Origin of the sequence: Leuconostoc mesenteroides subsp. mesenteroides (genome assembly GCA_009676745.1) — a bacterium.
GTDB lineage: Bacteria > Bacillota > Bacilli > Lactobacillales > Lactobacillaceae > Leuconostoc > Leuconostoc koreense.
The window spans coordinates 386,190-401,754 of sequence record CP046062.1; the positions used below are offsets into that span (position 1 = coordinate 386,190).

14 protein-coding genes and 2 pseudogenes are annotated in these 15,565 nt (G+C 34.5%); 9 read left to right on the forward strand and 7 right to left on the reverse strand.

Features of this window, described 5'->3' with window-relative positions; translation table 11 throughout:
- Positions 1 to 12: 12 nt before the first annotated feature.
- Positions 13 to 633: a GNAT family N-acetyltransferase gene (locus GJV51_01840; GenBank protein QGM24800.1), complete on the reverse strand. Its 621-nt coding sequence runs from the start codon at positions 631 to 633 to the stop codon at positions 13 to 15.
- 157 nt (positions 634 to 790) lie between these two features.
- On the opposite strand from GJV51_01840, the gene GJV51_01845 reads away from it, so the two are divergent.
- From GJV51_01845 to GJV51_01855, 3 genes are all read left to right on the forward strand, one after another.
- Positions 791 to 1,093: a bacteriocin immunity protein gene (locus GJV51_01845; GenBank protein QGM24801.1), complete on the forward strand. Its 303-nt coding sequence runs from the start codon at positions 791 to 793 to the stop codon at positions 1,091 to 1,093.
- Positions 1,094 to 1,281: 188 nt separating this feature from the next.
- Positions 1,282 to 1,773, forward strand: coding sequence for a sigma-70 family RNA polymerase sigma factor (locus tag GJV51_01850; GenBank protein QGM24802.1), 492 nt, complete (start codon positions 1,282 to 1,284; stop codon positions 1,771 to 1,773).
- Positions 1,766 to 2,773, forward strand: coding sequence for an anti-sigma factor (locus GJV51_01855; protein ID QGM24803.1), 1,008 nt, complete (start codon positions 1,766 to 1,768; stop codon positions 2,771 to 2,773). The genes GJV51_01850 and GJV51_01855 overlap by 8 nt, the downstream gene beginning before the upstream one ends.
- Positions 2,774 to 3,029: 256 nt before the next feature.
- On the opposite strand, the gene GJV51_01860 is transcribed toward GJV51_01855, so the two are convergent.
- The 4 genes from GJV51_01860 to GJV51_01875 all read right to left on the reverse strand — a co-directional run bounded on the left by GJV51_01860 (position 3,030) and on the right by GJV51_01875 (position 8,347).
- On the reverse strand, positions 3,030 to 3,383 hold the full coding sequence (locus GJV51_01860) for a helix-turn-helix domain-containing protein (GenBank protein QGM24804.1): 354 nt from the start codon (positions 3,381 to 3,383) through the stop codon (positions 3,030 to 3,032).
- A gap of 163 nt (positions 3,384 to 3,546) precedes the next feature.
- Positions 3,547 to 3,987, reverse strand: a complete 441-nt coding sequence (locus GJV51_01865; protein ID QGM26093.1) for a hypothetical protein — start codon at positions 3,985 to 3,987, stop codon at positions 3,547 to 3,549.
- Positions 3,988 to 4,456: 469 nt separating this feature from the next.
- Positions 4,457 to 5,581 carry a M24 family metallopeptidase gene (locus tag GJV51_01870; GenBank protein QGM24805.1) on the reverse strand — a complete coding sequence of 375 codons (1,125 nt, stop codon included), beginning with the start codon at positions 5,579 to 5,581 and terminating at the stop codon, positions 4,457 to 4,459.
- 18 nt (positions 5,582 to 5,599) lie between these two features.
- The gene (locus tag GJV51_01875; GenBank protein ID QGM24806.1) at positions 5,600 to 8,347 is read right to left on the reverse strand and encodes a YhgE/Pip domain-containing protein; all 2,748 of its coding nucleotides are present in this window, start codon (positions 8,345 to 8,347) and stop codon (positions 5,600 to 5,602) included.
- 122 nt (positions 8,348 to 8,469) lie between these two features.
- Between GJV51_01875 and GJV51_01880 the strand changes: the two genes are divergently transcribed.
- Positions 8,470 to 9,087, forward strand: coding sequence for a TetR family transcriptional regulator (locus GJV51_01880; protein ID QGM24807.1), 618 nt, complete (start codon positions 8,470 to 8,472; stop codon positions 9,085 to 9,087).
- A gap of 154 nt (positions 9,088 to 9,241) precedes the next feature.
- On the opposite strand, the gene GJV51_01885 is transcribed toward GJV51_01880, so the two are convergent.
- Positions 9,242 to 10,858 (reverse strand): leucine-rich repeat protein, encoded by a 1,617-nt coding sequence (locus GJV51_01885; protein QGM24808.1) that lies wholly within the window; start codon positions 10,856 to 10,858, stop codon positions 9,242 to 9,244.
- A gap of 403 nt (positions 10,859 to 11,261) precedes the next feature.
- Between GJV51_01885 and GJV51_01890 the strand changes: the two genes are divergently transcribed.
- Positions 11,262 to 11,777: a ClbS/DfsB family four-helix bundle protein gene (locus GJV51_01890; protein ID QGM24809.1), complete on the forward strand. Its 516-nt coding sequence runs from the start codon at positions 11,262 to 11,264 to the stop codon at positions 11,775 to 11,777.
- 51 nt (positions 11,778 to 11,828) lie between these two features.
- On the opposite strand, the gene GJV51_01895 is transcribed toward GJV51_01890, so the two are convergent.
- On the reverse strand, positions 11,829 to 12,998 hold the full coding sequence (locus tag GJV51_01895; protein QGM24810.1) for a DUF2075 domain-containing protein: 1,170 nt from the start codon (positions 12,996 to 12,998) through the stop codon (positions 11,829 to 11,831).
- 309 nt (positions 12,999 to 13,307) lie between these two features.
- Between GJV51_01895 and GJV51_01900 the strand changes: the two are divergent.
- From GJV51_01900 to GJV51_01915, 4 genes and pseudogenes are all read left to right on the forward strand, one after another.
- A pseudogene (locus GJV51_01900) lies at positions 13,308 to 13,846 on the forward strand (GNAT family N-acetyltransferase).
- Positions 13,847 to 13,922: 76 nt separating this feature from the next.
- Positions 13,923 to 14,267: pseudogene (locus tag GJV51_01905) on the forward strand (ribonuclease G).
- 4 nt (positions 14,268 to 14,271) lie between these two features.
- Positions 14,272 to 14,751, forward strand: a complete 480-nt coding sequence (locus GJV51_01910; GenBank protein QGM26094.1) for a tetratricopeptide repeat protein — start codon at positions 14,272 to 14,274, stop codon at positions 14,749 to 14,751.
- Positions 14,752 to 14,864: 113 nt separating this feature from the next.
- Complete coding sequence (locus GJV51_01915; protein QGM24811.1) at positions 14,865 to 15,440, forward strand: DUF4352 domain-containing protein; 576 nt, start codon at positions 14,865 to 14,867, stop codon at positions 15,438 to 15,440.
- Positions 15,441 to 15,565: the final 125 nt, after the last annotated feature.

A 15,565-nucleotide genomic window follows, 5' to 3' on the forward strand; every position in this document is an offset into this window, starting at 1 on the left:
AACAAGATTTTGCTATCTACTTGGGTACTCATACTTAAATACCCAAGTATCATTGACTTGTCCGAATGAAGTAAAAGACAACTTATTAATTTCATTAAAGCCATTTTTCTGATAAAAAACACTGTTAATTGCTGTGTTAGTAATCAAACATATCGCTTTACCGTCTCTTTTTTCAACCATATCAATAATTTGTGATATCGTTCTTGATCCTATTTTCTGGCCTTGATGTTTTGGTGAAACAACCAATGTATCTACGTACCAAAAACTTTCAAATTCTTTTGGCATGATATTATCTGATTGAGATAGATTTCGCATGATTCGTCTAGCAATTTTAGGAGAGCACTTAAAAGGTAGTCGCCATCCACCGATTTTAAAATACGTCCAAATGCCAATATGGTGGTGGTATGGTGCTTTCAAAATAAAGGAAGCGACTATCTCTGACTCTTCAACACAAACGAAACAATCTTCACACCTAATATTGGCTAATGTATTTAAATACATTAGCCAATATAGTGCTTGCTGTGATTGAGATTTTTCAGTTGAGACATTAAATAGCGGATAATCACGGAAAGCATCATATGTCAATTTCGTCACATGATTCAAGTCATTTAGCGTTGCTGTTCTAATAATCATTCTATTCTCCAATACTTCTGAATCAATCTGTACTTTATTATCTCATAACCCTACCAAAGTGTCGTCTTTGAAAATGAGATTATTGACAGAAACACACTTTAGCGTAATAATAACATTAATTAAACAACATTTACTAATTGAGGGGGATTTTAAAACTATGCAAAAAGATGAAAAAGTTGAAACCATGCTGGATCAAATGAGTGTCGCCTTTTCTGACGAAGATGTTAAAAATCAACCAGAATTACGAGAAATGATTTTCAATTACGCACAGGAGTTAACTAAAACGCAAGATACCGGCTTAGTGGCTACTAAAATGGTTAAATCTCTTGTTCAATACTATTGGATAACAAAAACTCAATTGCCCGAAGCAGCCATCAAACTTCATCATCAAATCAAAAAAGATGCTGCCGTTTACGACGGTATCGCGATGTCTGCCCTGTTATTACCTGTATGGTTCTAATTGCTTGGGTCATTTTTCGTTAGCTTAAAATACAAAAAGCTTCTATATAAATACTGACTGTTTAATCAGTTATGCGTTTATATAGAAGCTTTTTATGTTTTCAATCTTTTCCACCAAAAAATAATTAATTAACCCTATTTTGTAACCAATTGTCCCCTTATTCGTTATATATATAACAGGAGAAAATAATGGAGATTAATCAGTATGAAAACATCGTACTAAATATTGCACAAGAGGTTGTCCGATTTTTAGTCAAAAAAGGCGCTAGGCTACAGGACGCCGAAGATATCGCTCAAGACGTAATGATCAAGTTAATCGAAACAAGCATTGTTTTAGAAGAGAATAAACTACGGCCATGGATTTATAAGGTTGCGCTATCAAAATTTTATGACAAACATAGACGAAATAGGAGATATGATAATATCCTGCATGAACTATATAACCATGCGGAAACATCAAACACAGACTATACAAAGTTAAATGATAATAAGCTACCTTATGAAGTACTTCATCAACTCAACCATTATCAATTACAGCTCATTTATCTAAAATACGATGAACAGCGCAGTATTCAATTCATTGCTAAGGAACTACGTTTTAGCCAGGCTAAAATTAAAATTGATTTATTTAGAACGAGAATGTATCTCAAAAAATTATTGGAGAAATATAAAAATGAATGATAATCAAACATTTGAACAATTAATCAAAAAAACCAAAAAAAGAAATATACTCAAAGGTATACTTATTAGTTCTTTATCTACAATTACCGTGTTTTTTATCATTCTTGTTGGCGCAAATTTATTTGTAGCCCATACTATGAATAGACAATTAGAATTACAAAATCAAAAACTAACCATCGAAAATATCGCCTTTTCACCAAATATATTCACAAATAATCAACATACTACTTCCAACGCATGGACAAAATCAACAATAACTGAAACCCGATTTAAAAATATTGATGGTTACCATATTTATTATCCGGAAAAAACTGTACAAATCGGTCTATTTGGAACACAAAATCTCTCCCACAATAACATTGATGTTTATAATGACACCCCCTCAATTATTGCCAAAAATTCGAAAACACAAGAAAAAGAGCCAATGTTTTTCAGCCGTTCTGCTAAGTCAATACATAAAAATTCAAAAAAAATTTCATTGTATACATCACCGACGCATGAAGCAAAAACATTATCTACAATGAAAAACACATTAGCAGAAGTAGCTTTAACATTTGATAAACCTTATTCTTATAGTGAAATAAAAAAAATGCTTCCAGATAATGTCATGATTAATTACTATTGGGTAGGTTTCGGAAATAGTAATACATCAACAATAGCAAGTGCCGGTAATTATATCGGTTTGAATGCTAGCGATGATGGGAAAGGTTCTTTGCAGGAAGGTAGTACAAAAAACAATACCTACACTGGCTACAAGGGATTGAAACAAGCGTTAACTGATTCGATATCTTTACCGTTAGCGTCGCACATTTCCGATAAAAGCTATATCACATCAATTAAATCACAATTATCTTCAAACCTAAGTACCGCAAAATTCAATGGTGTTATTGTCACTGGTAGAACTGAACATCTGCAAAATCTCGATAATTTAAACTTCATTTTTGCAAGTAATGTCGGATTAACAACAGCAATTGTTCCTTATGAAACACCATTAAAATAGATTATCTTATATAGTAAAAGGCACACAAATCTTTATTAGAAATTGTGTGCCTTTTACTAAACAATACATTTAAGTTGCTATTACAATAACTATTGCCTTTCCAAGTATGAATCGTACTGTATTAAGAACAATCAATATGTGATGATTTAGCTTGAGGTATTGACTAATCCATAAATAACCATAGTAAATAAGAAAAAAATGCTGCAAAATCATTTAAATGCTCGAATAATATCCGGAATCGTACCACCAATAAGACCTAATAGTATATCGCTACCCACCAATAATCCGCTGCGAACTCCCAAAAATTCATTTGCTCGCTTCTTCTACGAATATATTTCCCCTTACGTGGATCATATATAAATTCGTTTTTATCTATTTTATCCTCGGCATCGTCTTCTTTTGGCTTAATGCCTAAAACAATCGTATCAAGCGAGCAATCAAATATTTCAGCCAACTTAACTAAGTTGCTCATATCCGGTGTTGCATCTCCAGACTCCCAACGAGAAACCGCTTGACGTGATATGTACAATTTCCCAGCAACATCCTCTTGAGACATACCCAAATTAGTACGTAATTTTTTTAACTGTGTTGGAAACTGTATCTGCATCATTTACTCTCCTAAGTATATTTAATACCTCAATTATTCAACAGAATCTTGTAAAACGATAGCAATTAAATTCGTGAAAATAGCAATCTACAACGTAAAAATGCGCAAACACAGATTGCGTAGGTCAAATCCTATACCTTGATAACAGGCGTTAAGTAGGTTGCGTTTATTTTTTCAAGATTTTTGCCCAAAAACTTTTTGACTTTTCTTTTTGCAACTCGGTTTTCAAATTATCGATTTCTGATACAAACTCAGAAGTATCTGAAACTTCAAGATACTGCTGTTCTTTGACGTCGATCTTGTGCTGTAAATCAAGTGAGAGCGTTTGTTGTTGATCGAGCAATTTATGAAGTTGTTTAATTTGCTCATCTTTTGTCTTGAGTTGCTCTGATAAAGTCTTGACACTTTCTGAAACGGCATCAGAATGATTATTATCGGTAGCTTCAGGCATTGACTCGAGATTTTTTAACTCTTCCTGTGTGAATTCACGCTGACTAGGATTGATGTTCCAGGCTTTAGCTCTCCTATAATAGGTAGCTTTACTAATATCAAGTTGCTTAAGAATACTTGTTAATGTTTTGAATTCTATTTTCCCGCTCTCACTCATCGTCTGATACCTTTCTGATAAAATGTGCATACTAATAGTATACCTTTATCTCGATAAATAGGAAACAAAAAAACAAAAGCACTTTGCATAGAAAATATTTTTGAAGAATATCTAATAGTCATCAAAGTTTTACAGTATTATCTCTACTCTGCTGTGTCGCTCACCAATATGTTAGTACATTGATAACAAATAAAAACATAATTGCTAAAATAATTAGTCATCGCAAAATTCCCTGTATTTTCCACACTGACAATTCCTTATTAATACTATCAACCGTATCTATCGCTCTTCTTTTAACATTGTATCCAAACAAAAACCTAAGTAACCACTCAAACTATCCAAACTTGCATAGGTAACTAGTGTAAAACAACTTGCTATGTAATCTTTAACATATTGATATGAGGATGTTTCAATACAATAATAGACAAAAAAGAGTGTTCCACTCAATGTGAGTGGAACACTCTTTTTATTAATTTTCGATGGTTAATTCTTCCAAAGTAACCGGTGCGTTTGTTAGTAATTTATAACCATCGCTAGTTATCAACACCGTATCTGAATGTCGATAGCCACCTTGACCTTCGAAATAAATTGCGGGCTCTACTGAAACAACCATATTCTCTTTCAAAACTGTATCATTACCTAATGATAATGTTGGCTCTTCATGGTTATTTAATCCGATACCATGACCAGGTCGATGAAGAATGTTATCCTTGAGCCGCTGATCAATGAGGTAATCTCGTACTTTTGCCTCTACTTCAGATGCCTTAACACCCGGTCGTAACATATCGAGCATTATATTCCTAGCTGTCATCATTTGATTAAAGCGTGTTTCTTCTTCTTTTGTTGGTTTCTCCATAAAGAAAGTACGTTCACATTCGGCGGCATAGCCTGCCAATCTAAACACGGCGACATTAACATTTGGCCCATGATCAACTGTTCCCGAAACATCAGGAATGCTATGGGGCATGAAACTATAATTCGATGGCCATACACCGTTTGTTACTCTGTTCGTGAGACTGAAATTATCTGTGATTTCTTTACCCACTACTTTAAACGGGAGATTATAAAGGTCTATCACTTTGGCGTCTTTATTCACTTGGTTTAACGTTGCACGAACAACTTGACTACATACTTTTGCAGTTGTTGAAATTTTGTCAATTTCATAAGCGCTTTTTATTTCGCGTAACTTTTTGATGATATTATTTGGTTGCCAATCTATTATCGGTGTCTTGGTAATTATTTCTAAAAGCGCATTATTTTCGATACCAATTTTATCCAACCCTTCAAAGATTTTTGTTACCATCTCGTACCAGTTTTGACCAGCTTCAGACGTAACATCAAAATATGTTTGAATTTCGTAATCAAAATAGTCAACATCAATGTGTGATTCTTCTAATTTTGGTACCAACATCAAAGGTTTTTTATCTGGATAAATGATTAAGAAAAATGGTCGTTGTTCGGGACTATAATCAATATTTGTCAGATACCATATGTCTTCTACATCTGTTATTACGTATGCACTCAACCCTTTTTCTTGCAGGAGCCTTTGGCAATTTTGGATACGTTTATTTATTTCATCACTGAGTATACTCATAATTTCCTTTTTTAAATATTAACTGTGTTTATAATTAATTTTCTTGATTTTTAATTGTTTGAACATATAGAAACCAATCATAATCAATGTAAAGGCAACAAATATGCCAAACATAATCATTACATCACTTTTAGCGGATCCACCAATCATCAACGTTTCTCGTAATGCATTGACCGAATAAGTCATCGGCAAATATGGGTGTATGGCTTCAAAGAAACCATTTGACAATTGAATTGGATATGTTCCTGCGGAACCGCCCAACTGGACAACCATCAAAATCATTGCCAGGAATGAACCGACTTTACCAAACCATAAATTAAGGGATGTTACGACGTTAATGAAAGTAAATGATACAAGAATCAGTACCCAAAAAGTGGCAGTATAGTGAACTGGTTTGATGCCAATGATACTAATAGAAACAAAATACATAATTGCTGCTTGCAAAAATGCGAATGGATAAAGCACAGACATTTTGCTTGCCCACCAACTAATAGCTTTTTTAGGATACTTTATAGGTGTCACTAAATCAAACATCAGGTTAAAGGCAACAGCACCAACAAACAGTGCCACTGACAACATATAAGGTGCCATAGCTGTACCATTATTGGGAACTTCATCTTTTTCCACATGCTTGGTGCTTGCTGGGGTAGCTAATTGATTATACGTTAATCGATTTGAGTTGATTTTATTAACTTTGTTGTTTGCTTGACCTAGCTTGTCAGCGAGCGTTTCATTCCCATCTTTAACTTTCGTCAGGCCATCACCAAGTTTTGCTGACCCATCAGCCAACTTGGCACTGCCATCTGCTATCTTTGTCGCGCCATTAGCTAATTGAGTCGAGCCACTTAGCAACTTACTATTATTAGCAGTTAATTTGTCCAAACCTGCTGTTAACTGACCACTTCCAGATGACAACTTTGAGGTCGCTGAACCTAAAGCAGGCATCTTTTCATTTAGTGATGATAGGCCGGTGCTGAGTTTCTGGGATCCAGCATTTAACTTGTCACTATTTTGTGACAGTTTTTGGGTACCATTGCTTAACTTAGAACTACCATTAGCTAAACTTTCAATACCACTAGTGAGTGATGGTACATTCGTATTCAGTTGTTCAAGCCCCTCTTGTAATTGTGTTGAACCACTAACTAACTGTTCTGATTTCCCGCTTAATTGTGACAGCCCACTAGTCAATTTTGTTGCGCCACTACTTAATTGTGCAGTTGAATCACCGACTTTATTAAGTGAACCAACCAAACTACTAATACCACCATACAAAGTTTTTGTATCATCACTAGTTCCATAACTAGTGTTTAGTGTATTCACCGCTGACTTCAACTGTGACATATTCGTATTACTAGATTTGATTAATGCATTTAAGCTAGTTTGTAATTCACTTAGATTAGTTGTTGCTGATTTCAGTGAATTGTTAATGTCATCTGTTGGTAATAATGCTGTTTCTAATGCACTGACTTGCGTGTCAGTTAACTTTTGTGTCTTAGCCACAGATTCGATTTTACTTTGCGTACCATTGATGTAATTACTAATCGTAGTAACGTTTGTTGCAAGACTACTCATATTACTGGTTAATTTAGTAATTTGCTCAGAATTTTGATTACTGTTGTCTAACGAGGTATTCAACTGGTTCAAACCTGTCTGAAAACTTTGTAGCCCTGTCTGTAACTGCGTCATTTTATTTTTAGCGTCGTCACTATTTAAAGCTTCATTCATTTGTACCAAGCCATCGGAAACTTTTTGGCTTCCTTTATATGCCTCGTCTGTTCCAGTTGTGTATGCACTAACACCTTTGGTCAAAGAACTCGACCCGTTCGTTAGTTTATTCACACCAGTAGCCAAATTACCACTACCTTGCGCTAATTTTTGTGCGCCAGTATTAAGCGAATTAACGCCGGTATTTATTTGACTCACACCTGCTGTATATTGCTGCAGACCACTATTTAAACTCGATGATCCAGTAGACAACTGTGAAACACCATTACTAAGCGTGGGCATTTTTTCACCTAATTGTCCCAAACCAGCAGTTACTTTTGAGCTTCCTGCATCAAGTTGGCTCACACCATTAAAGTATTGTGATAATCCATCTGTCAGTGTAGTCGTACCATTACTGAAAGTCAAACCGCTTGAAGCAAGTGTCTGTAAATTGGTTGTAATTGTCTGATTCCCAGATTGTAATTGTTCTGTTCCATCAACTAACTTTTTATTACCGTTAGCTGCTGTACCCATACCATTGCCTAACGTTTTAATTTGTTTAAACAAAGTCTCAGCATAAGTCTTTGTTACTTGTTGTGAAATTGAGTTCGTAATGCTTTCAGCTGCTGATTTTGAAAACTTTCCAGCGATAAAACTATGCCCTGAACTCGTTGTATAGTGAATTAACATCTTTTTGGGATGTGCATCCAGTAATGTCGTCGCATTTTCCGAAAAATTCTTTGGGATTGTCATGACCATATAGTACTTACCATCGGACAATCCTTTTTTAGCTTCTTTTTGGGATGGGAAACTAAACTTCATTGCATCTGAATCTGCTAAGTTATCTTTTAGCTTAGATCCCACTGCTAACTCCTTGCCTTGGTAATGTACTGATTTGTCCTCATTAATAACTGCCACGGGCAAATCTTTTATTTTGCCATAAGGATCCCACATCGATTTAAGAAACCCAACCGCATAAATTGACGGAATCAATACAATAGCAATTAAAACAACCACCATAAATTTATTTTTCCATATTTTTTTCCATTCTATTCCGAGCATATTACTCCCCTTTTTTAACAACGTGTTGCTTTTTTTGTAGCTATAGTTTATATTAGCATTGGTTATATATAAATCAATGTACAAATGCTAAGGGATTTGTCTAATTTTATGAGGAGATTATTATGAATCGGCAGGAAAAAAATAGATTAACACAGCAACGAATTATGGATGCTTTCGTGAAGTTAGTGAGCGAAAAAGGTTTCAACAACTTAACTGTCTCCAACATCACACGAACAGCAAAGCTAAGTCGTGGTACTTTTTATATTTACTATCTTGATAAATACGATGTCTTAGAAAAAATTGAGACCTACTTATTAACTAACATGGAAAAACTCATGCAAATTAATATAGATAAGACAATCTCTTGGCTAGACGATGTTGATAATAATAAATTATCTGCTGAGTTAGATACCTATTCACCGTATCGCAGTTTCATTCAGTCTTTTGATTTTCTCGATAAAAACCGTTTTACACTTAAGACACTTCTTTCTCAAAACGGTGATTCACAATTTGTTTATAAGTTGCGCCATTTGATTGATGACCAAATTGACTCACATTACAAAAATATTTTTAAAGATGGTAACGAAGTTATTCCCAGTGACTATACACATGACTTATTAATTAGTTCTCTCATTAGTATTATTGGCCATTGGCTAGAAAAAGATGACCCTGAATCTCCAGCTGAAATTGCTGAAATTTTGATTAGGAGTCGTATACTGGCTGCTTACCAGGTAAAATAATTTTTATAACATAAAATCAAGTCTCAACCACTTTTCCTAAAGTGCTACTGACACTAAATTTAATAAAACAAAGAGAATATGCTAGTCACATATTCTCTTTGTTTTATATTGATATTGTTGGAATTATCAAAACACAATAGTGAGCGATTGCATTTTAGTTCAACATATAGCCGCTATTCGAATCAAAATAGTGAACACTACCGTCCTTGAATTTGATAGAATAGCCCTTTACTTGTGTACCATCGGATTTAAAATAGTAGGTATGTCCATCAATAATTTGTTTACCTATTACAGGTACACCATTACCGTCTAAGTACTTCCACGTACCATCATTCATTTCTACAAAACGATTTTTAATTGTGCTAGTTGCTTGCGGCTGACCTGTGTTAGTTATGCCAAAAGGATATAATACAGCTGAAAAATTTTTTTCAGAATTTGTACTATTAATTGTATTGGTTAATTCTGTTGTACGTGTACTGCTAATTAAGTTACCAGCGAAACACCCAGAACCAACTCTCTGGATATTAGCCGGTAATATAATATTTGTCATTTGATTATCAATGAAGGTACCATCCCCCATTGTTTTCAAAGTGGTTGGCAAGTCAACGCTAGTAAGCTGGTTACTAGCAAACACAAAATCATTTAATGCTGTCAGACTATTATTTGGTAGATTAACGTTTGCAATATTATTTGATGCAAACGCGTACCAGCCAATGCCTGATATATCAGCATCTAAGCTGCTTGGTAAAGTTAATGTATTGGAAATTTGATTGTCGTAGAAGGCAAAATTACCAATCTGTTTCAGATTTATTGCTTTGGAGAAATCCACACCCGTGAGGCCTAATGATTTAAACGCATTATCAGAAACTTTTGTAACATTCGTTGGAATAACAATCGTTTTACCCAATGTAGCGACCCCTGATTTGACACCAGTCACTACTGTTGGATTATTGCGATCGTAAGTAAAACTTTGTGGGTCATTTATGCTACCTGATACCCCTTTTCCATAAAACTGATGCTTTAATGCATATTGCTTAGCAACAGCATCAGCTTGTCCAGTATTTTGCCCAAAAGCTTCATAACCATACCAGCGAACAGGATGATTACCGCTACTATCTAATACGTTATTGGGTAACACCCTAACATTTGAGGCTTGATTTCCATAGAAGGCCCCAGATCCAACACTTAGGTTATTCGTATTTTGTATCGTTGTTAGATCAACCATCTTTAAGTGATCACCAGCAAAAGTCCAATCACCAATTGATTTAATTGTTGCTGGAAAAGTGACCGATGTCAAATTAGGATTTTTGGCAAAAGCACCATCGTTAATATGTGTTACACCACTAGCAAATGTAATTGAGCTGATTGGGTTGTCATAGAAAATATACCATCCCAAGTTATTATCATTTAGATTAGGATACTGCACAGTTGTTAAAGAATTTTTAGCAAACGCATAATCTCCGATAGATTTTAGGTTATTGGCTAAACTAAAATCAACACTCGTAATGCCTTGATTGTAAAAAGCAGTGTTAGCAATACTGGTAACATTATTCGGAATCACAACCTTTGCACCTGTATGTTGTGATGAATTATCCGAAAAACCATACAACACACCGTCTTTTATTTTGAGAGACGGCTGAGGTACTGCATCAGCATGGATAACCTTGCTATTAATACAACATACACCACTAACAAACAACATAATGAACATCATTTTGATCAAAAGATATTTGATCCCAGCTTTTCTGACCGCATCATCACTATACACCATACATCGATTCCTCCTTCAATTATTTCGTACTGTAATAAACTCCTTCACAACATGTTTTACGATAGAAAACTGACTAAGTACTCTTAAAGTTAAATGCGACATCACGTACTCAGAGTTTTCTTGTATCTGCTTTCATTATAAGTCACATTATTTGTTAATACAGTTTTCAACAATCGGTAGGTTAACAATATATTAAATTAATATATTTTCATTTATTACTATATTTGGTATCATTAGAATGTGCTAGAGTGCGGTCGTGCAAAAACTTATTCGCGTTAAAATGTGTTGACAATATGGCATCGCATATATTTGGAAATAGAGGTATCTTACGTTTGTATATCTAAAACAAACGTTGAATCAGGTTGCTCAAATAATACACATGCTTTAGAAAGAACGGTATCCAATGAAAACATATGAAAGCAAGGCTGAATTAAATGAAGCCATCAAAACTAGTTATAAAAAATATATTGATGAATTTGCAAACATTCCAAATTCGCTGAGCCATAAACGGATACAAGATGTTGATCGCACACCAAGCGAAAATATTTCCTACCAGTTAGGATGGATTACCGCCCTTTTGAACTGGGAAAAAGACGAAATAGCTGGTAAAGATGTCTTTGTACCAGCAAAGGGTTATAAATGGAATGACTTAGGCGGACTCTACCAATCATTTTATGATACTTATGCTGATCTTTCCCTTGAAGAACAAATAAATTTACTCAATAGACGTGTTGATGAACTTTGTGAGCTGGTAAGTTCTTTACCCGATGCTATTTTATTTGAACCCAATAAACGACATTGGGCAACTACCCCTGCCCAATGGCCAGTATGGAAATGGATCCACATCAATTCGGTAGCACCTTTCAAAACTTTTAGAACCAAGATTCGTAAGTGGAAAAAATTAGTATTGATTAAATAAAAAAAGCCATGATAACATATACTGTTACCATGGCTTTTTTGTTGTTACAGTTTAACGTTCATTTTGATACAAATCAACTAACCGTTGCCTTAGTTGATCATCATAAGCTGTTAAATACAAACCGTATTTGCCACGTTTAATTAAGACATTCAAAACATTAGCAATAAAATCCTGATATTCTTTGCTTGTAAATTTAATGTCTTTGCGCTTCTTAAAAATCTCTTTATGTGAGTATTTTTCTGGCAAAATAGTCATGCTATCCGTTTTGTCATCATAGCCAAATGATGGCCCAATAATCATGCCCACGTAATTTAAATCGAATCCTTGTAACGTGTAAATTGTACCTACTTGTGTAATAGACGACTCACGTTTAGCCCAGTGCGTACGCTGCGGATCCCATTCATCCCACGGTAAAGAAAAGGTGTCCATTTCAACATTATGGCGCCCATCAATACGCGGAAAACCAGAGGTTGCGACTACACGACTCAACCCAACTTCGCGATTTTTAGATTTAATTTCCTCATACAAATCCCCTGCTGTTGAGAATACTTTAAAGTCAAAATCACTATTACGAGGAAAAGACATCATTGGCTTTTGTGCTGTTAAGTCATCCATCCATTGTACTTGTTCTGAACTCGCTACCATACGATATTGAAAATCCATGTCAAATTGTCGGTATGGATGGTTACCAACTGTCTGACGTAATAGGTCTTGTGACCAGTACATTTTAGACTGAAAAACTTGTGCAAAGTCATAGACGACCACCACAATTTTGGCTAAGTTCATTAAATCTGTAAGCTGATTCTCACCTCGATAGTGCGCATAAGGCTCTGGTTTTGAATATAATAAATGTGCCTCATCTACGAAAATAACATCATATTTCCAATTGTTTTTCTGGGCACGATTAATGAGTGCTGTGGGACGCAAGATATCCTTTTCTTTCATGCCAGGAATATCATGGGCCAGATCTTGATAAGCTTTAAATAATTCGGGATGGTTAACAACTAAAGCGGTTTTATAACGTTTATCCGTCATATATTTTGTAACTAAATTCATTAAAACGACTGACTTACCAGTGCCGGCAGCCCCTTGAATAACCGCCACAGCATGCTGATTCCCTTTAATACTATCATTGATGTAACTATTTATATTTGTAATGGTTTCTTTCTGATTATCAGATAATTGATCAATCATAAACTGATCTTTTAAAATTTTATTCATTGCGATTCACTCCTATTGTATTTATTATACAGATTTGGTAAGGAAACATCAGATTTTATTGTTATTCGCGTAATTTGCATCAGGTTAATATTTATTTAAGATTTTTCTAAGAGTATTTGTGTCTCTGCACCATTTGATACGATATAAACAAAGTAAATCGTTCCAAATACTAACGTGCAAATACTTATCCACGATAAAAGATGTATCAACGGAGTTGCATGATGACTGCAAGTGAGATGAACTAGGTTGCATATCTCTTTAATTGTTTATAGAAATATGACTAATGCATATTAAAGAAAAGAGAAAAACATGTTTATAGGTAACAATGTAAAACTGTCACATTACCACGAAGAAGATGGAAAAAAATTAGCTAGTTGGCAATGGGACGAAGATTTTATAGCGCCATTAGCTAGTGATATGATTCACCCTTACACGGCGGAAGACTGGGAGAAAATCTTTAGGAATGCTTCCAACAGCTACGAAAATGTTGAATTTACTATTCGAAAAGTTAGCGATGATAGTTTAGTTGGCTTTGTCGATCTATTTGACATTAGCGTACGCAATCATTCCTGCGAACTTGGCATTGGTTTCCCAAAAAGGAAGACCGATCAAAGGGATATGGCACCGAAGCGCTGTCTTTAATATTGAGTTACGGTTTTAATAATCTCAATATGCACAAAATTAAGCTCTCAGTATACCCTTTCAATGTTGGCGCTGTAAAGGCCTACACTAAAGCGGGATTCGTCAAAGAAGGCTCAGCCAAAAATGAAGTTTTTTACAACGGCAAATGGGTTGATATAGACTATTATGCAATTTTCCAAGAAGACTGGTATGCCAGGCAACAATAAAAAATAAAAGCACTCCTTGAGTGCATACATAAAGAAGTTAACATGTAGGACTCTTAAAAGAATTGGGAGAATGATTATAGATGAGAATGGCAAAATTGTACCTGTTGAGATTAAAGGTTGGCACTGGGGCGCCTTCATGTATAACATATTTTGGGGAATTGGTAACAAAACTTATTTACCTTTACTCTGCCTAATCCCTTTATTTAATTTCATTTGGATCTTTGTTTCTGGATTTAAAGGTAATGAATGGGCTTGATAAAAAGGTGATTACACAGACGTGGAGACATTTAAAGCTGTCCAGGCCACATGGAATCGTGCTGGATTGGTACGGTTTATTCTGACAATCGCTATATTAGTACTATACTTTTTACTTTTCGTGATTCTTTTCTCATCAGTCTTAAATCAAAATAACTATTACTAGTCTCATCCTATTTGGTGTACTTGCGCAGAGAAAAATCAACAAAAAATTTAAGGCATCCAACCGTATCTTAAAAAAATTAGATGCAAAATATCCGCTTGATGCCTATATTCAATATCAATATGCTTGGAGCTTCGATATTCTTGGGCAAGAAAGAGAAGCTGTCTCTCACTACTATGCAGCCATTAATAACAATGGGCTAGAATCTGTCGATTTAGAAAACGCCTACTTAGGTTTAGGTAGTACTCTACGATCAATAGGTTCTTATGATGAATCATTAGATATTTTATCAAAAGGTACGGAATTATTTCCAACAAATAATGCTTTAAAAGTTTTCAAGGGGATGACACTCTATAATTTAAAACGCTTTAAAGAGTCCACAACTTTTTTATTGGAATGTCTTATTGAGACAAGTGAAGACACTGATATTAGATCGTATACTAAAGCACTAGAACTGTATTCGCACGATCTAGACCAGACATTTTAAATGATCACCGAGCATCGTATATTCAAAATCCTCAATGGGGACAAATCATGAAAATAAAACCGGCAAATCACTCGCTGTTTTAATGCGCATATAAAATGCAAAGAAGAATAAATATGAGCAGAAAAAATATGCAAACACGTTCCAAAAATAAAAATTTTTATCAAAGTATTTGGATTGCCACGCTAATAATAGTCATTGTCGCCATTATTGGCTTTTGGCAAGTTTATACTAGATATTCTGGTGATTTGGTTAAAAAAGTTGATACAACCTCAGCCAAAAACAATTTAAAACCACAGTCAATTTTTACAGTTGGTGAGACAGCAGCATATAAGAATATTCATTTTAAAGTGAATGACTTCAATTTCATAGATGGTTACCCCAAAATTGATAAATTAACTGCTGGAAATCAATTTGTTGTTATCAATATGACCATTACCAATAAGAGTAATAAAAAATTTGATTATGATGCATACTTTTTTCATCTTGATGACGATGATCAACAAACAGATACAACAGAGTCTTCTTACAACGTAACTGATTCTTTAGACAGTGGCACTTTACATCAAGGTGAATCAACGACGGGAAACCTTGTGGGACAAGCAAATACAAATCACCAACTAAAATTAATTTACCAACAAGATATTAATCTTAACAAAGGAAAAATAACTTTTAAACTAAATCAAGAATAAGGTTTAAATTTCAAAGTAAGAAACAGTTCACTTTTAACTTACTACTTTGCTAAGAAACAGCGAGATACAGCAAACTTTTTGACTAACTTTGTCTATATTTTCATTAAGTAATTTTAAACTAAATA